Consider the following 16,307-nt stretch of genomic DNA (forward strand, 5'->3'; position numbering starts at 1 on the left):
ACAGGGCATACCACGCGACCAGGTCCAGTTGCTCCAAGCCGCACCGCGACTGTGCGCAGCACCGACGACCTTGCCTTTGCCGACGCGCCACCAGCTGTTTGGAGGCACGCCAGCCGAGCTTGGCGGAAGTGGCAGCGGCGGGCTGCGGCTTGGTGTCGTCTGCGCCAGAGGGGCCAGTTCAGGGCGTGTGCAACGGGTCCGAGGCGGGGTGTGGGGCGGGGCAGCAGAGCGTCCAGGAGTCGGCGGACTTCTGCCACGGTGAAGTGGATGGTGCTGGTGGGGTCGTTTCTGCAGACCCCCCTTTCAGTGGTCTGGGCTGCGACAGCGGCCAGGAACGCGTGGGCGAGCATGGCCAGGGTGATGTGCCGGTACCAGCCCGGATAGCGGCGGACTTCGTACTCGCAGGGGCCGCTCTTGTTCTTCGCTGCCTGGAAGGCTTCTTCGATGGCCCATCGGGAGCCGGCCACGCGGACCAGTTCGGAGACGTTCGCGTCCGTGGGGGCGAAGGCCAGGTAGTAGGCGATCTCCTCGGGGCGGGCGAGGCTACGGCGGGCCAGCACCCAGCGGTGATGCGTGAGTGCACTGCCGTCCGTGTCGTCGGCGGCAGGGAGCCTGGCTGCGGCCCAGTCGTAGACCCGAGGGCCCTTCGCACCGTCCCCGCACGAGATTCGCTCCCAGGCGTCGTCCGGGGCACCGGCCAGAACGTGGTCGATGCGCCAACTCCCCGCAGTCGACTTGACCTGCTGCGACTTGGGAACCGCCAGGACATAGCCCACACCGGCCTCCTCCAGCATCCGCCGGAAGCCGCGCTCCTGGCCGTAGGCCGCATGCGGTCACCCAGGCGATCGGCAGCGCGGAGTCGAACGCCCTCAACACCATCGCCCGCGCCAGTTCGGGCTTCGTCGCAAAAGACCTATCCGCAGGGATTCTCGCCGTGCGGCACCGATCCGGGCCGTCGGTCCAGGACCTGGGCAGATACAGCTCCCGGTCCACCAGGGCCCGCCCCTTCGCGGAGGCGTAGGCGGCGAACACGCCGATCTGGCAGTTCTCGGTGCGGCCGGCCGTCCCCGAGTATTGGCGCTGCACCCCGGCTGAGACGGTGCCTTTCTTCAGGAAGCCGGTGTCGTCGACGATCAGCACACCGTCAGGCCGCCCGAGCCGCTCGGCCACGTAATCCTGCAGGTCATCACGGATCTCGTCTGGATCCCACTGACACCACGACAGCAGCCGCTGCAGGCCGTAGGGGGTGGCATGGCCGACATGCTCGGCGAGCTGCCAACTGTTCTTCCGGCCCACTGGGCCGAGCAGCCCGCGCACGTAGTCCTGCATCCGACGCCGCGGCTCGATGCGCCCGAACCGCTGGCCTACCCGCAGCAGCAGCGACTCCAACTCGGTGGCCCACAGCCCCGCTTCGATATCCGGCTCCATGACAGGCTCAACGCACCCCGATCGGGTGGGTCACGAACCACCACCGCCCTGATGCAGCGTCAGCTCACCAGACTCGAAGCAGGCACGCTGACCAGGACAAATGGAGAAGCACAACTGGAGTACTAATACTCCAGCAGCACTTTGACGTCTTCCCTGTTCAGGGGCGGTTTGGGCGAGTGTAGTGGGCTGGTTGTCGGACCGTGCTCTCTTTCCCGGGCAGCCTCTCGATCGTGTGCAGCCACCGCTGATAGTGGCAGCGGCCCGGGCAGCCTCCCGGCGTGATCGACGAGCGTGCAGTTGAGATCTGGAACGACGAGCTCGAGGAACTGTTCCTGCGCACCGGCCACCGCTTCAGGCGTGTCGAGCCGCGTCGCAGGATGCGCGACTACATCCGTGGACTACTGGGCCCGGTCGGCCGCAAAAACGGCTGGCAGCTGGCCGAATACGCCGGACACCGCACACCCGACCGCCTCCAGCGGCTCCTCAACGGCGCCCGCTGGAACGCCGATGACCTCCGCGACGACCTCCAGCACTACGTAGCCGAACGGCTCGGCGAGCCCGACGGCATCCTCGTCCTCGACGACACCGGCTTCCTCAAGAAGGGCACCACCTCGGCCGGCGTGCAGCGCCAGTACTCCGGCACCGCCGGCCGCACCGAAATGCTGCCTTCATACTGCCCCTCCTGAAGTGATGAGCGATGGCTTGGGCTTGATCTGCGGTGATGCCGCGATCAGAACTCGGCAGGCGGCCTCGGTCTGCGGGTCCCAGGGGACGCACAGGCGCCCGACGGGGGTGTGGCGGGCGGCGGGTTGGCCCCACCCTGAAAAGTTCAGTACCAGGCGTAGGCCCTCCACGAGTTTCTGTGTCCTGGGGCGGCACAGGACTTCTTCGGGGGCCTCTTCCTCTGCTCTGAGGAGCGTGGCGACCGCTTCGGTGCGCAGGCCGGCCTGCTTCTCGCTGATGGTCCGTGGTGAAGAGGTGGGCGCGGCGCTCGCGTGGGAGGCCGGCGAGGGCGGCGCCGGGGATGCCCTCCGCGACTCATGTCGAAAGCGGACTGCCCTATCGGCGCAGCGTCAGCTCGCCACGCTCGTAGATCCATCCCCACTGAGGAGGGTGCGCAGCCGGCGAGCTACGTCGGTGGTGCTGTGCCCGTCCCACACGGGCGCCGTCTCTACCTCGGGCACGTCACCGAACAACGACCAGTTATTGGCTCGGTAGTGATTGCTGACCTGCCCCGTGGGGAGCTGGGCCATGACTATGAACCAGCCGCCCCCGAAGCATGGTTCACCGTCGTGGTGCCTCCATGAGCGGACGACGGGATACCTGGCGGCCAGCCACGCCCGGACTGCGTGTGCGTGGTAGAGCAGCCTGAATTCGTACAGCTCGTCGAAGGTGTGGAACCCGTCGGAGATGCTGCCGGTGTCGGTCATTACTGGCTCCAGATTGTGTAGAGCCCGCGGCGCGGGCTTCGCCGCTCGGTGCCGGGCACCTCGACAGCCTGGCCGGGCTGAAATGGTCAGCCCGGCAACGTAACTCAGGCCAGACTTCATTGCAAGCGTTGTCTGCCGAGAGCCGCTCGAGTAAGGACCCGGGATAGCGGCGGCAGACTCAGGGACCGCTCGCAGATCGGGTTCTTGTGTACTGCACTCACAGGAGGGACGCCGACATCGTTAGCCCCGGCGCCGACAAAGTGTCCGCAGTGATGACGGAGGGGCAGCCGCTCATCCGAGGGGCCAACAGTCCTCTGGCCCGCCTCAGGAGCCTGTTGCTTCGCGCGCCGCAATCCATGCCGCTGAGCAAGGACAACTGTGCCTGGGCCGAACATGTCGCGCTGCACGTAGAATCGACCTTTTCCGGGTCGAGCAGGAACGTGTCGCCGCTCTCGGCGCGACGCAGGTCCCGATCCGCCGAGCCCGCGTGACGACGGCGAGGCTCGACGAAGCCGCCAACCGCAGCCCCGTCGATCGAGGTGGTGAACTGGCGCAAGACGTAAAGGATGTGTTGGTGATGAACAGCAGCAAGCCTCGTCGGCCGGACGTCACGACGGTCGAGATCATCGGTGGTCCAGAAGCGCTCGAGGTCGGCCTTGGCAGCTATGACGCCCGGTGGGCGGAGGTGTACCTGCATCACCGGCGTCGGATCCTTGACGCGTTGGCGGCAGTGGACGTCGATGTCGAGCACATTGGATCGACTTCGGTTCCAGGCCTTGCCGCCAAACCGATTGTTGACATCGTCGTCGCGGTGGCCGACATCACAGCAGAGGAGGACTACCTCGACGGGCTGTTGGCCGCAGGTTACGAACTGCGGGTTCGCGAGCCAGGACATCGGCTCGTGCGTACGCCGACTCGCGACGTTCACGTGCACGTATATGAACGAGGGGACGCAGCGGTGCACGAGTACCTTCTCTTCCGTGACCACTTGCGCACCAATGCAGACGATCGCGCCCTGTACGAGAGTGTAAAACGAGCTCTGCTCAGCCAGCAGTGGAACGACATGAACGACTACGCCGACGCCAAGAACGACGTCATCCTCGCGATCAAGACTCGAGCCAGGTCAGCTCGCCAATGACGCGGGATGGCGTCACGGGTTTGTGATCTGTGAATCTGTTCGACTGGCGACGCCTACGTCACCGGCGCAGAACAGTCATGAGTCACGAACTGCCACCGTCGCCGGGACCTACTTACTTCACCGGCTTCCAGGTCCCGCACCCTCGCGTGGTTAACTGACCGTCGGTTGGTGCGACCGTCACCGTAATCGTCTGCGCGGACGTTGCGAGTTCGCGTGTAATTGCCTCGATCGCGGCCAGCGCCGTCTCGCCCACTTTGGGCACGGCGAAGGCCAGGTATCTGTCGATGGCCGAGACGATCACGGCCCGGGACTCGTCGGCCGCCCGGTCGGGCTCCAGGGTCTTGCGCAGCCGCGAGACATAGGTGCGCAGCACGGGCACGGCCGCCGTCGGAAGGTCCTTACCCCATACGGCGTGGACGATGACACCGGCCGGCGACTACGCGAGGGCTATTCGACCGATAGTGATCATCTCTTCCGTACGACGACGAAGTCGGCCAGCGCCGTGAACCGCGCCCGGCCGCCCAGGCCATCCTGGTCGGCGACGCCCGCGGGAAGAACAGCACCGGCCGAAGTGCTCCTGGTCGGGTGCCTTCTCGTAGGCGTAGGCGGGCGAGATCATCATCTCGTCGACCTTGAGGTCGTCGTTGAGGAAGTTGAGCACCTCGATGATGGTCTGCGGGGTGTCCGTGTTGAAGAAGGTCGAGTTGGTGGTGACCCTGAAGCCGCGCCGCTTGGCCTCCTTGATCGCCTCCACGGCCTCGTCGAACACACCCTCCTTCGCCACCGACTCGTCGTGCCGCTCCCGCAGCCCGCCGATGTGCACGGCGAAGGCGAAGTAGGGAGAGGGCTTGAACTTGTCCATCTTCTTGCGCAGCAGCATGGCGTTGGTGCAGAGGAAGACGTACTTCTTCTTCGCCATTTCCCTCAGGCGCTCGCGCCTCGCGCTTCCCCGCCGCCGCTTCCCGCAACACCTCCGCAGCCGCTGGACAGAGCATCCGCTAATGGCGGCCGCGGAGAATGCGGCCTCCGGGCTGCGGGGCCTCACGGATGTCCTTACGCCGACCGCCCACCGCCACGGCCCGGACGACGGCTACGTAGCGGCCCGGCCGTGTCCGAGATGCCCGTCCAAGAAGCGCTCCACTGCGTGGTACACGGCGATCAAGTTCTCCGGGTTCTCGATGGAGTGCCCTTCGTCCGCCATGAGTATGTACTCGACGGGGACCCCACGTGCCCGGAGAGCCTGGACCATGTTGTCGGATTCTGCCTGCGCCACCCGGGCGTCGTTGGCGCCCTGGGCGATGAGCAGCGGTGTACGGACCTGGTCCACCCGGCTGATCGGTGAGCGGGCCAGCATGTCGGCCTCCTGCTGCGGATCCGCGGGGTCGCCGACCCAGCGGAACCAGTTGGCGGCAAGGGCCGGCCGGACGAATTCCGGCTGGTTGCGGAGGAAGTTGGCGAGGTCAGAGACCCCGAAGATGTCCACCGCAGCAGCGAAGACATCGGGCGTGAAGGTGACTCCGACCAGTGCCGCATAGCCACCGTAGGAGCCGCCCAAGATCGCCACCCGGCCCGGGTCCGCGTATCCCTGTTGGATGGCCCAGTTCACACCGTCGATCAGGTCGTCGTGCATTTTGCCGGCCAACTCCCCGATGCCGGCCTTCATGAACGACTTGCCGTACCCCGTGGAGCTGCGGAAGTTCACCTGAAGCACCGCGTAGCCCCGGTTGGCCAGCAGTTGGACGAGAGGGTTGAACCCCCAGCTGTCTCGGTCCCAGGGACCGCCGTGCACGAGCAGGACCAGCGGCAGCCGGTGCGGCTCTGTCCCGATTGGCAGTGTCAGGTGGGAGGGGAGCGCGAGACCGTCCCGAGCGGTGATCGTCACCGGTGTCATCGGTGCCAGCTGCTCGGGATCCAGGTGGCCAAGGGGCCGGAACAGTAGGCGACTCTCGCCCGAGGAGTGGTCGTAGAAGTATGTGGCCCCGGGATCGCGGTCGTGGGTGAAGCTGACGACCCACCGCTGCTCGCTCTCGTCGGACGAGATGTGGGCCAGGTCGCCATCGGACAGATTCCTCAGGTTCTCCAAGACCTCGGCGAAGTGCGGGTCCAGGGCGTTGATCACCAGTCGTTCCCCGAGGTAGCGAACTCCGATGAGCTCGCCTGTACGCCGGCTGAAGATGAGCGGCGAGGGCAGTGCGGGAAAGACACGGGCTCGTGTGTCCAGGTCGTACTGCGGGTGGGAGTCGACCTCCGTCTCCTCGCCGGTTTCTGCATCCAGCCGGGCCAGGCGGAGTCTGTCCGAGCCCCGGTTCGAACCGAAGAGAACGCCGGCGTCGGCGGTAACTTCCAGCGGATAGACGCCCAGCGGATAGTCCGCACCGTCGAACTGCGCGATGTGGCGCAACGTCTGCGTGGCCTCGTTCCAGCGCGAGAGGTTGAGGTCGCCCTGTTCGGTGACGTCGCTGGTGAAGGGGTCTCGGCTGCCGCCATAGAAAAGGGTGGTGGCAGCGCCTCCGGGGTTCTCCGCGAGGGTCCGCAGGTCACCGGTGGCGATGTCCAGCTCGAAGAGGTCGAACGCGGCGGGGTTCCGGCTGTTCGAGGAGAACACCGCCTTCCCCGGCCGCGCGGCGGGCAGCTTCAGATCCATGATGCGTGCGCCGGGGAAAGGGGTCAGGTCAGTAGCCCCTGCGTCCGGGTCTTCGAGATCGACGCGGTACAGGTGCCGGTTCTCGTCGCCCCCCTGGTCCCGGGTATAGAGCAGCCACCTCGGATCGTCGGTCCAGTGATAGCTCAGCAGGTTGCGGTCCTCGGAGGTGACCCGCCGCGCGTCCCCGGGCGCGTCGACACTCTCGATCCACAGGTTCAGGTGGTTCCCCCAAGGAGCCAGGTACGCGATCTTGGTGCCGTCCGGCGAGAGGGAGGCCCGCGAACGGACGGGAGGGGCAAAGAGCTCCTCGACGCTGATCGGCTTCGGCAGTGCCATGTGGGTCCTTCCTGTGGCTGTCCCCGGACAGCGAGTGATGAGGCCCTGATGATGGTCGGCAAGGGCTCTGAGTGGGTCCGCAGCCTGGAGCCGGTCACCGTTCAGCGATCGAAGGCTGTCACTTAATGACAGTGTCACTAAGTGACAGCATTGGCAAGTGCGCCGCATGTCCAGCCGCTGTGGGCCGTCGATTGCAGCCTCACCTCCCCTGGGTGACCGCTCGGCCGGTAGTGAACTCGTGACGCAGGTCACATGCGCGAGGGGTGGACAATGCCGTCACTAAGTGCCACTATGGCAGTTAGTGACACGATGGTGGGGTCGCACAAGATGGACTTCGGGAGAGTTGACGGCCATGAAGATCACGAGCTTCCTGCCGTGAGTCGGGTGATCGTGGTGCGGATTCATGGCGCCTTCGAGCGGCTGCAGTCCCGTCGAGTCAGGAAAAGCGCTACGCCGACAGGTCGACGGCCGAGGTCGGCGAACCCAATATGCCGTCAACGGCCCTTGTAGATCGCGCCATGTAGTAGGAACTGGTCCTGTTGCCACGTATTCAAGGAGTTCACATGGATCTCACGCTTCCGCAGCAGATCTACCTGTGTGCCTACACCTTCAAGAAGAACAAGTTTCCGGCTACTCTTCTGCAGTTCCGCGGGCAGCGGCTGCGCGCTGCTGCCCTGACCGAGCTAATCCTTGCGGGACAGGCTGAGACCGACGGGCGCCGGGTTCGCGTACTTGGGGACCAATCACCGACGGATCCGTTTCTTGCCTCTGTGTGGGAAGAGCTGCACGCGAGGCCGAAAAAGTGGATGGCACTGGTGCACAACACCGCGCACAAGGCGGAGAAACCGGTCGAAAACCAGCTGACGGCTGCTGGGATCATCGAAAAGAAGACCGGCCGCACCTTGAGTCTGCTGGGAGGGAGCAAGGTTGTCTTGCGGCGGGAAGAGGAGGCCCGAACTGTGCAGCAAGCGTTGCGCACGCGGGTCACCACCACTGCCGACCCGTCCACTCTGCCCCTGGCGCAAGTGGCACTGCCGGTGATCGCCCTGGAGAGCGACGCGACCATGGGGGTCGTACTGAACCGTTCCGAGCGCCGCAAACACAAGGATACGCTTGAGGAACTCGCCAAGAAATTCGATCGAGAAATACCGGGCCTGCGCAAAGCCCTGTCAAACTCGGTGCTTTCCAGTCGGTCTGTCGGCGGCGGATGGAGCTGAGCAGGACAAACCTAAAAATGCGCACGTCCGCAGAATGCGAGCCGAAGTAAAATCGAGCGACATCAAGGCCGGTGCTGGAGACTCTGGTTGCCGCGTTCGCCGCATGGTGGCTGATGGAGCCAAGTGTCGAGCTCACGTCCATCACTTGGGCTCCGGTTGATCATCGTCGGCGCCACAGTCGTTGTGACGAGTGGCGACGGAGAAAGAATCGCGCCACGGCAAGACAAACACCGCAAGGGAACACCGCCGTACCCGGACCGCGTCCCGTACACCCCACAAATACCGTCCGCGACCGGTGAATTCGCCACCGGAGAGCGGGAACCCATCACGCCGCAGCGAGCTTTCCTGGCCGTCTGGCCGACGTCACCGGAACCGCAACCGTCCATCTCGTACTCCCGGCGGGCCTTGCGCTGCACCCGGGACGGTCGGGGCGCCCTGGGGGCCGTCAAACGGCTTGGCAGTGCACGGCGGGAGCGGCGGTGGAGTGGCCCACTCGGTGTCGTCCAGCTCGGTCACGCGGAGGAATTCGGCGAACTTGCCCGGCGTATCGAGGGTGACGACTGCCCGTGGCAGATGTGGCCTGGTGGTCGGCCGCGCTGTGGTCGGGCATGAGGTCGACCACAGCGGTGCGCACGGCGCCACGGCTGATGCCGTGCTCGCGGGCCTGGGTAGCCGTGGCCGGCCTTCGAGGTGCGCGGCGCACGTCGGCGATGGCCCTGCCCGGACAGCCGATTGTGACCACCGCCGTTGCCCTTGGCCTCGGCGACCCGCAGCCCGTCGTAGGTCGCTTCCCACTGGAGACCGCCCTGCAGTTCGCAGGGGGCGGCGAGTCCCTGCACCATGGACTTCACGTTGGACAGACCCGCGCATCGAGCAGTCCTTGCTCACGGTGTTCAGCCGAGCGACCGGCTGGGGTGCCCCAGCCCCATCCGTTCAGGTGACGGCAGATCACCTACCAACCCTTACCGCCTTCTTGTGGCCCGTGGACTCTCTCGAGTGCGGTCAAGGTCTGCTGCCACGGCCTCAGCGTAGACACTCTGCTGTGACTCAGGTCACTCCACCGAGGATGGCCATAGAAGTCACTAAATGCCAAACTGGCGCTTAGTGCCATTCCGTGGGCGGCGTGTCGATCAAGACATGCTGCAAGCCGCAGAGGCACCACGCACGGATCCCGGGTGCTTTACCTAGGGACAGTGCAGCCAACAGAAGGAGAGCTCATGAAGTCGTGGCGTTCCCGCATTACCGTCGGCCTCGCCGTCGGCGCCGCAGCGATAGCAGTCCCGCTGACCGCCACCAGCGCAGTCGCCGTCCCCCCACCCGGCAGCGGCTGGCACGTGGCTGGCGGTATGACGTATGACTCGAAGAGGCAGTGCGAGGCTGAGGAGCTGCCGAACGCCCAGCACAACGGGTATGACGAGGTGTGGTGCGACGGTCCGGGTGGTCGCGCCGAGTACACCGTCTGGGTGCGCTGACCGCTTCGCAAGGCGCAGAAGAGGCGGCCACCCTGGCGCGCTGCGCAGGGTGGCCGCTCCCCGTTGTCTCACCAACAGCCCGGTCCGTCTGCTGCCGTTCGGGCCGCAGGCTCTGGGTGGGGCCCGTTCGCCCGCTGGCCAGCACGGTCGCAACCGCGTCGGGCGCGGGGTCCCCGACATCCTGCTTCCGGTAGAGCTGCCCAACGGCAAGAAAGCGTCGGTCAGCCTGTCGACGAGCTCGCACTCTCGTACTGGGGTACTCCGGGGAGCTCGGGCCCGAAGGCTGGGAGCGCACCGGTCCGTCCAAGCGCTTCCAGAACTTCATGAGAGGCACCGACCTGTTCGACAAGGGCAGGGCTACGCCTTCGTGATGGTTTATACGCGCGGGTTCGGCCGTTCCACCGGCTGTCCCGACTTCGGCGAACCCGGCGAGCAGGCCGATGTGAAGGCCGCGATCAACTGGAGCGCGAAGCAGTCGTGGTCCCACAGGCGCAGTGGACATGAACGGCAAGTCGTTCGACGCGTACAAACATCTTCGTACCTCCGGCAGTCGCCGGATGGCGACAAGCGCTGCCGGGCCAGGCCGACCAGGAGAAGCGGCACACGGAGTGCCCGGCGCTCACCTCGTGGAACTAGACGAGTAAGTCCGATGTATTCAGTGATCGAATGCGACCAGCGACCGCGTGCTCGGGGCGCCGGTCTTGTGGTTGCGCCAGATGGCGGCGGCCATGGCGAGGATGCGCTGGGCGACACGGACGGCGATGCCCTCGAAGGTCCGTCCGCCGTGCTGCTCCAGGTCCAACTGTCCCTTGAGGGTGTCGTTCACGGACTCGATCAGCTGCCGCACCGACTTGAGCAGGCCCTCGCCCTTGCGCTTCTTCTCCCGCTTGAACGAGGGCCGCAGCAGTTCGGGCCCACGCATGACCAGGTCATTCTCGAACTCCTTGGAGGCGAAGCCCTTGTCCGCGATGATCAGCAGTCCGGGCCGGTCGGCGACCAGGTCTTCATCGACGTCGAGCATGACCTGGAGCACTTCGCGTTCGTCGAGTTTCGGGTTCGCCAGCGCCCACAGGATCGCTCCCGAGCCCACGGAAGCTGACGTCGAGGTCGTCGACGTCCTGTCTGACGACGTCGACCCAGAGGAACGCAGCACTCTGGTCGAGCGAGAGCAGCAGGACTACTCGGCACCTGGGTCGTGCTGGACATCAAGCCCCGCGGCGGCCAGGCCGCATACGTGTCGGGGTTGCACCAGCAGCTGTCAGACATCGTCAACGGCTTCCCGCTAATACTCCCGGCTCGGGGTTAGCACCACCTCTTCCCCCAGGGACTTCCACCCCCAAGCAATCACCCATGCTGGGCGCGCACACGGAAGGGGTTTGACGACGGCCGTCGTCAAACCCCGTGTGCGCGCGGGCGGTCGGCAATTCCGGTCGCGCGGTGGCGTCGATGGGATACCCTGTACGAGATTTCGCGCGGCAGGTTCTCTGCCGCCCCGTTCGGCGCGCTCGGCGTCGACACGCACCGCGTGCCCTGCCCGGAAGGAGGCGAGAGACATGGACCGTGCTGAATGCGTTGCGGCCATAGTTGCCTCCGGCCGTGTGCCCTCCCTCCTCTACGGCGCGCGGTAACTCTTCCCCCTTCTTGTTTCTTGTCTTCGGCATCTTCCTGAGATGCCGCGTCACGAGATGTCCCGGCCTGCGCGGTTCGTCGCCGCGCGGGCCGCGGGGGCGCGCGCCCGAAGACGGGCCCTTCTTTTGCTGGTCACCGTGATCTCGGCCTCTCCGCCTCACGACCGGCAAGAGCGCCGGCGTGAGTGACACGCAACTGGTGAGGCAGGCCCCGGGTGCTGTCCGCGGTTCCCGCTGCCCCACCGCCATGCCGTGTCTCCGTGCTGCGTACACCGGCCCGTCGTCACCACTGCGACCGTCCCTGGCCGGCTGTCTCGACAGCACTTCGACACGAAACGTGCGTGATCGCCATGAGCAAGAAACGTCCCGGAGGGGAATCCCTCCCGTCCACCCCTTCCACGGCCACCGACCGTTCCCCGGACCGCGAGGTTCCCGCCGCGACTCAGGCACCGGAACCGGATCCGAAGCGCTGGTGGGCGCTGGCCGTCATCGCCCTCGCCCAGCTGATGGTGATCCTTGACGGCACCGTCGTGAACATCGCGCTGCCCTCCGCCCAGCGCGCTCTCGGCATGTCGGACGCCGACCGGCAGTGGGTGATCACCGCCTACACGCTGGCCTTCGGCGGGCTGCTGCTGCTCGGCGGCCGGATCGCCGATCTGGTGGGCCGCAAGCGCACCTTCGTCATCGGCCTGGCCGGGTTCGCCGCGGCCTCCGCGCTGGGCGGCGCGGCGGCCGGTCCCGGGACGCTGTTCGCGGCGCGGGCCCTGCAAGGTGCGTTCGCGGCGGTCCTGGCGCCCTCGGCCCTGTCGCTGCTGACGACGACGTTCACCGACCCCAAGGAGCGGGCAAAGGCGTTCGGGGTCTACGGTGCGCTGGCCGGCGGCGGCAGCGCGGTCGGGCTGATCGTGGGCGGTCTGCTGACCGAGTACCTGAACTGGCGCTGGTCCCTGTACGTCAACGTGCCCATCGCGCTGGCCGCCCTGCTCGGCACACCGGCCTTCCTGCGCGACCGCTCCGGCCGCCGGGGCGGGCACCTGGACGTGCCGGGCGCGCTGCTGGGCAGCGGCGGGCTCGTCGCCCTCGTGTACGGCTTCAGCGAGGCCGAACCTCGCGGCTGGACCAGCCCGTCGGTGCTCACGCTGCTCGTGGCCGGCGTGATCTTGCTCGCCGCCTTCGTGTGGTGGCAGAGCCGCGCGGCGAGCCCGCTGCTGCCGCTGCGCATCGTCAAGGACCGTGTCCGGGCCGGATCGCTCGCGACGATGGGCTTGGCCACCATCGGCATGTTCGGCGTCTTCCTGTTCCTGACGTACTACCTGCAGGTCGTCCTCGGCTACCCGCCGGTGCGGACGGGCCTGGCCTTCGTGCCGATTTCGGCCGGTATCGTCATCGGCGCGACCCAGATCGCGGCCCGCCTGCTGCCACGCACGGCGCCGCGCACCTTGATGTCGTCCGGCATGGTGCTGGCCGCCGCCGGCATGGTGCTGCTCAGCAGCCTGACCGTGCGTGCGCAGTACGTCCCGCACGTGCTGCCCGCCCTGCTGCTGCTCGGTCTGGGCATGGGCCTGACCTTCATGCCGGTCTACGCGACGGCCACCGCCGGCGTGCCCGCGCAGGACGCCGGTGTGGCCTCGGCTGTCCTCAACACCGTTCAGCAGATGGGCGCTTCGCTGGGCACCGTACTGCTCAACACCATCGCCACCGGCGCCACCAGCCGTTACGTCCACTCGCACGTGCACGATCCGGGCCACGGCGGCGCGACCCTCGACGAAGGCATGGTGCACGGCTTCTCCGTCGCCTACTGGTGCTCGGCGGGCGTCCTGCTGCTCGCCGCCCTGGTAGCGGGCCTCACCGTACGGCACAAGACGCCGAAGCACGCCGGAAACGACGCACCGGCCTAGCGAGCCGGGGTCGTGTCCCGCCACCGTCCACCTCACCCCTCGAAGGATCTTCCATGAAACCGCTGACCGAGCACGACATCCGTACCTCGTTCGTCAACTGCTCGAAGGGCGAGGCCAAACGCCTCCCCCTGCCCAAGAACCTGGCGGACCTCGACCACTGGGACGACCTGGACTTCCTGGGCTGGTTCGATCTGTCCGCGCCCGATCGCAGGTATCTCGTCGTCGAACGCGCCGATGAACTCGTCGGCCTGTCCCTGCGCTCCCCTTCCGGCAACCGCGGCTTCCTGCGGCGCAGCCTGTGCTCGCTGTGCCTGACCACGCATCCCGGCAGCGGCGTCTCCCTCATGACCGCCCCCAAGGCAGGCCCGGCCGGCCGCGGAGGCAACTCGGTGGGCCTCTACATCTGCGCCGACCTGGACTGCTCGTTGTACGTACGGGGCAGGAAGAAGGCGGCACCGGGCGGGCGCATGGAGGAGTCCCTCACTGTCGAGCAGCAGATCGAGCGCCTGCGCGGCAACCTCGACGCGTTCGTGGAGCGGGTCTTCCACTGAGACCGACAGGGGCTCGACGGCCATCGTCGCCGAGCCCCTGACCACTCCTTGAACCGCCGTCTCCTCGCGGCTCCTCCGGTCTTACGCGCCGGACGCACGACGACCGGGATGCCGATCCTGTGGGCGCTGGCGAACCCGAAACTCGACGAACGCGAAGTGCTCCAGGCCATGCTCGACGTCGATGAAGACCTGGTCGCCGACCGGCCCGGACTGCTGATCATCGCGGACAAGGGCTTCGCCTCCAAGGAGTTCGAGAATGACCTGGTCATGCGTGGGCCCGAACTGCTGCGGCCCTCGTTCAAGCGGGAGAAGAAGCGCAAGGGCGAGGGCCTGCTCAAGTCGGTGCGGCAGCTGATCGAGTCCGTGAACGACACCCTCAAGGGACAGTTGGACCTGGAGCAGCACGGCGGACGGACCTTCGAGGGCATCGCCGTCCGTGTCGCCCAGCGCATCCTCGCCATGGCCGCCGCCATCTGGCGCAACCAAAAGACCGGCGCCCCGAGCACGCGGTCGCTGGTCGCATTCGATCACTGAATACATCGGACTTATTCGTCCAGGGGGTGCCATCTCATGAGGTTGATGGCGTGGTGTCTGGTACCTGTACCTCCCGGCGCACCCGACTCCGGCGCAGCGCACAGCACTTGAGCTTGTCGGGGGTGCACCCGAGGCACCGGAGGAAGAGCCCTTCGCGCAGGGGCCTCTCACCGTGGGAGGGTGGTGGTGACCATGAGCCCGCCGCGTTCCCGGGGGGCCGCGGTCACATCGCCGTCGTGGGAGCGCGCGATGGCTCGTACGATCGCCAGGCCGAGGCCCGAGCCCCGCTCGGAGTCGATGCGGTCCGCTCCCAGGCGGCGGAAAGGCTGGAACAGCGCCTCGATGTCCTGGCGGGCGACCACGGGGCCGGTGTTCTCGACCGTGAGGGTTGCGGTGCCGTGCGGGGTGGTGCGGGTGGTGAGGCGGACCCAGCCGTTCGGTTCGTTGTAGCGGATGGCGTTCTCGAGCAGGTTGTGGATGATGCGCTCCAGCATCACGGCGTTGCCCGAGGTGGTGGCGGGCCTGGTGTCGAGCCGGAGGCCGATACCTGCTTCGGCTGCCTGTGACTGGTGCAACTCGGCGGTGTGACGGGCGAGTTCGGCGAGGTCGACGGGTGTCCGGTTGGCGACCTCTGTCTCGCCCTTGGCCAGCGCGAGGAGGCCGTTGATCAGTCTTTCGTTGCGTTCGTTGACGACGAGTAGTGAGGTGCCGAGGCGTTTGGTGTCTTCGGTTGCGGTCTTGCGGCGCAGGGCCACCTCGATCAGGGTCCGGTTGATGGCGAGGGGCGTGCGCAGTTCGTGGGAGGCGTCCGCGATGAAGCGCTGCTGGTCCTGGAAGGACTTCTCCAGGCGTCCCATCATCGAGTCGAAGGTGTCGGCGAGCTCGGTGACCTCGTCGCGGGGGCCGGTGAAGGCCAGCCGCTCACTGAGGTCGCCGCGGGAGGTGATGCGGCGCGCGGTCTGGGAGATGCGGTTGAGGGGACGCAGCACGCGGCCGGCCATCAGGTAGCCGAACAGCGTGGCGACGACGGTGAGCACGCCCAGGGCGAGGGCGCCTTGGCGGAGCAGGGACTGCAGGGTCGCGGCCCGGTAGCGGTCCTGGAGTTCGCGTAGCTCGGGACTGCCGGCCAGTCCGGCGGCGGGCTCCGACGGGAGGTTGTGGGTGGACGCTTCGGGTACCGGGGCGATCCCGCCCTCCTTGGTGATCTGCAGGGCCACGCCGTCGAACCGGTCGGTCAGTCCCGCGTCGAGCAGCAGATAGGTCACGCCGAGCAGGATCACGCCGCAGGCCATGAACAGGGCGCCGTACAGGAGCGTGAGCCGGACGCGGATGGGGAGACGCGGCAGCCGCGAGGTGATCCTCATGGGATCTGGTACCCCGAGCCCGGGACGGTCTGGATGACCGGCGGCTGCCCGAGTTTCTTGCGCAGTTTCATCACGGTCACGCGGACGACGTTGGTGAACGGATCGATGTGCTCGTCCCAGGCCCGCTCCAGGAGTTCCTCGGCCGAGACGACCGCGCCGTCCGCCCGCAGTAGTTCCAGCAGGACGGCGAATTCCTTGCGTGCGAGGGATACGTAGTGGCCGTCGCGGTAGACCTCGCGGCGGGCCGTCTCCACCCGCAGGCCGGCCCGTTCGTAGGCGGGCGGGCCCGCGGGCTGGGCGCGGCGGGCCAGGGCGTGGACGCGGGCGACGAGCTCCTCGAAGGCGAAGGGTTTGGTGAGGTAGTCGTCGGCTCCGATGGCGAGGCCCTCGATGCGGGAGGGCACATCGGAGGCGGCGGTGACCATGAGGATGCGGGTGCGGCCGCCGGATTCGACGACGGCCCGGCACACCTCGTCGCCGTGTACGACGGGCAGATCGCGGTCCAGGAGGAGCACGTCGTAGTCGTTCACGGAAAGGCGTTCCAGAGCGGAATCCCCGTCGTGCACGACGTCGACGGCGAACGCCTCCTCACGCAGCCCCTCGGCGACGGCGTCGGCCAGCATCCGCTCGTCCTCGGCGATCAGCACTCTCATGATCCCCAGAGTGC

At 67.1% G+C, this 16,307-nt stretch carries 12 protein-coding genes and 4 pseudogenes; 8 read left to right on the forward strand and 8 right to left on the reverse strand.

Annotated elements, in window-relative coordinates:
* Positions 1-178: 178 nt before the first annotated feature.
* Positions 179-1,380, reverse strand: a pseudogene (locus AB0H86_RS06890) (IS701 family transposase).
* A 350-nt stretch (positions 1,381-1,730) separates the two neighbouring features.
* Between AB0H86_RS06890 and AB0H86_RS06895 the strand changes: the two are divergent.
* Positions 1,731-2,087: pseudogene (locus AB0H86_RS06895) on the forward strand (transposase); the annotation flags it as partial.
* Between the two features lie 414 nt (positions 2,088-2,501).
* Here AB0H86_RS06895 and AB0H86_RS06900 read toward each other — a convergent pair.
* Positions 2,502-2,858 carry a hypothetical protein gene (locus AB0H86_RS06900; protein WP_362433910.1) on the reverse strand — a complete coding sequence of 119 codons (357 nt, stop codon included), beginning with the start codon at positions 2,856-2,858 and terminating at the stop codon, positions 2,502-2,504.
* Positions 2,859-3,432: 574 nt separating this feature from the next.
* Between AB0H86_RS06900 and AB0H86_RS06905 the strand changes: the two genes are divergently transcribed.
* Positions 3,433-3,996 (forward strand): GrpB family protein, encoded by a 564-nt coding sequence (locus AB0H86_RS06905; RefSeq protein ID WP_359841180.1) that lies wholly within the window; start codon positions 3,433-3,435, stop codon positions 3,994-3,996.
* 112 nt (positions 3,997-4,108) lie between these two features.
* Here AB0H86_RS06905 and AB0H86_RS06910 read toward each other — a convergent pair whose 3' ends face one another.
* From AB0H86_RS06910 to AB0H86_RS06920, 3 genes and pseudogenes are all read right to left on the reverse strand, one after another.
* Positions 4,109-4,369: a hypothetical protein gene (locus tag AB0H86_RS06910; protein WP_362433912.1), complete on the reverse strand. Its 261-nt coding sequence runs from the start codon at positions 4,367-4,369 to the stop codon at positions 4,109-4,111.
* 195 nt (positions 4,370-4,564) lie between these two features.
* Positions 4,565-4,924 (reverse strand): annotated as a pseudogene (locus tag AB0H86_RS06915) (radical SAM protein); the annotation flags it as partial.
* Positions 4,925-5,086: 162 nt separating this feature from the next.
* On the reverse strand, positions 5,087-6,976 hold the full coding sequence (locus tag AB0H86_RS06920; protein WP_362433915.1) for a S9 family peptidase: 1,890 nt from the start codon (positions 6,974-6,976) through the stop codon (positions 5,087-5,089).
* A 563-nt stretch (positions 6,977-7,539) separates the two neighbouring features.
* On the opposite strand from AB0H86_RS06920, the gene AB0H86_RS06925 reads away from it, so the two are divergent.
* The 3 genes and pseudogenes from AB0H86_RS06925 to AB0H86_RS06935 form a co-directional block, all read left to right on the forward strand.
* The gene (locus AB0H86_RS06925; protein WP_362433917.1) at positions 7,540-8,193 is read left to right on the forward strand and encodes a GPP34 family phosphoprotein; all 654 of its coding nucleotides are present in this window, start codon (positions 7,540-7,542) and stop codon (positions 8,191-8,193) included.
* A gap of 1,217 nt (positions 8,194-9,410) precedes the next feature.
* Positions 9,411-9,665 (forward strand): hypothetical protein, encoded by a 255-nt coding sequence (locus tag AB0H86_RS06930; protein ID WP_143638266.1) that lies wholly within the window; start codon positions 9,411-9,413, stop codon positions 9,663-9,665.
* A gap of 175 nt (positions 9,666-9,840) precedes the next feature.
* Positions 9,841-10,189: pseudogene (locus AB0H86_RS06935) on the forward strand (CocE/NonD family hydrolase); the annotation flags it as partial.
* Positions 10,190-10,320: 131 nt separating this feature from the next.
* Here AB0H86_RS06935 and AB0H86_RS06940 read toward each other — a convergent pair.
* Positions 10,321-10,755: a hypothetical protein gene (locus AB0H86_RS06940; protein WP_362433920.1), complete on the reverse strand. Its 435-nt coding sequence runs from the start codon at positions 10,753-10,755 to the stop codon at positions 10,321-10,323.
* 888 nt (positions 10,756-11,643) lie between these two features.
* On the opposite strand from AB0H86_RS06940, the gene AB0H86_RS06945 reads away from it, so the two are divergent.
* The 3 genes from AB0H86_RS06945 (at position 11,644) to AB0H86_RS06955 (ending at position 14,276) form a co-directional block, all read left to right on the forward strand.
* On the forward strand, positions 11,644-13,191 hold the full coding sequence (locus tag AB0H86_RS06945) for an MFS transporter (RefSeq protein WP_362433922.1): 1,548 nt from the start codon (positions 11,644-11,646) through the stop codon (positions 13,189-13,191).
* A gap of 53 nt (positions 13,192-13,244) precedes the next feature.
* Complete coding sequence (locus AB0H86_RS06950) at positions 13,245-13,742, forward strand: FBP domain-containing protein (RefSeq protein WP_362433923.1); 498 nt, start codon at positions 13,245-13,247, stop codon at positions 13,740-13,742.
* 108 nt (positions 13,743-13,850) lie between these two features.
* Positions 13,851-14,276: a hypothetical protein gene (locus AB0H86_RS06955; RefSeq protein ID WP_362433925.1), complete on the forward strand. Its 426-nt coding sequence runs from the start codon at positions 13,851-13,853 to the stop codon at positions 14,274-14,276.
* 167 nt (positions 14,277-14,443) lie between these two features.
* Here the strand turns inward: AB0H86_RS06955 and AB0H86_RS06960 are convergent, their stop codons facing one another.
* The gene (locus AB0H86_RS06960; RefSeq protein WP_362433927.1) at positions 14,444-15,640 is read right to left on the reverse strand and encodes an ATP-binding protein; all 1,197 of its coding nucleotides are present in this window, start codon (positions 15,638-15,640) and stop codon (positions 14,444-14,446) included.
* Positions 15,637-16,293 carry a response regulator transcription factor gene (locus AB0H86_RS06965; protein ID WP_362433930.1) on the reverse strand — a complete coding sequence of 219 codons (657 nt, stop codon included), beginning with the start codon at positions 16,291-16,293 and terminating at the stop codon, positions 15,637-15,639. The genes AB0H86_RS06960 and AB0H86_RS06965 overlap by 4 nt, the downstream gene beginning before the upstream one ends.
* Positions 16,294-16,307: the final 14 nt, after the last annotated feature.

The organism is Streptomyces sp. NPDC050997 (assembly GCF_040660135.1).
Lineage (GTDB): Bacteria > Actinomycetota > Actinomycetes > Streptomycetales > Streptomycetaceae > Streptomyces.

Excerpts from the sequence above, each read along its gene's own strand:
- AB0H86_RS06900 (WP_362433910.1), bottom strand. The coding sequence starts at position 2,858 with ATGACCGACACCGGCAGCATCTCCGACGGGTTCCACACCTTCGACGAG.
- AB0H86_RS06920 (WP_362433915.1), bottom strand. The coding sequence starts at position 6,976 with ATGGCACTGCCGAAGCCGATCAGCGTCGAGGAGCTCTTTGCCCCTCCC.
- AB0H86_RS06925 (WP_362433917.1), top strand. The coding sequence starts at position 7,540 with ATGGATCTCACGCTTCCGCAGCAGATCTACCTGTGTGCCTACACCTTC.
- AB0H86_RS06930 (WP_143638266.1), top strand. The coding sequence starts at position 9,411 with ATGAAGTCGTGGCGTTCCCGCATTACCGTCGGCCTCGCCGTCGGCGCC.
- AB0H86_RS06945 (WP_362433922.1), top strand. The coding sequence starts at position 11,644 with ATGAGCAAGAAACGTCCCGGAGGGGAATCCCTCCCGTCCACCCCTTCC.
- AB0H86_RS06950 (WP_362433923.1), top strand. The coding sequence starts at position 13,245 with ATGAAACCGCTGACCGAGCACGACATCCGTACCTCGTTCGTCAACTGC.
- AB0H86_RS06955 (WP_362433925.1), top strand. The coding sequence starts at position 13,851 with ATGCCGATCCTGTGGGCGCTGGCGAACCCGAAACTCGACGAACGCGAA.
- AB0H86_RS06960 (WP_362433927.1), bottom strand. The coding sequence starts at position 15,640 with ATGAGGATCACCTCGCGGCTGCCGCGTCTCCCCATCCGCGTCCGGCTC.
- AB0H86_RS06965 (WP_362433930.1), bottom strand. The coding sequence starts at position 16,293 with ATGAGAGTGCTGATCGCCGAGGACGAGCGGATGCTGGCCGACGCCGTC.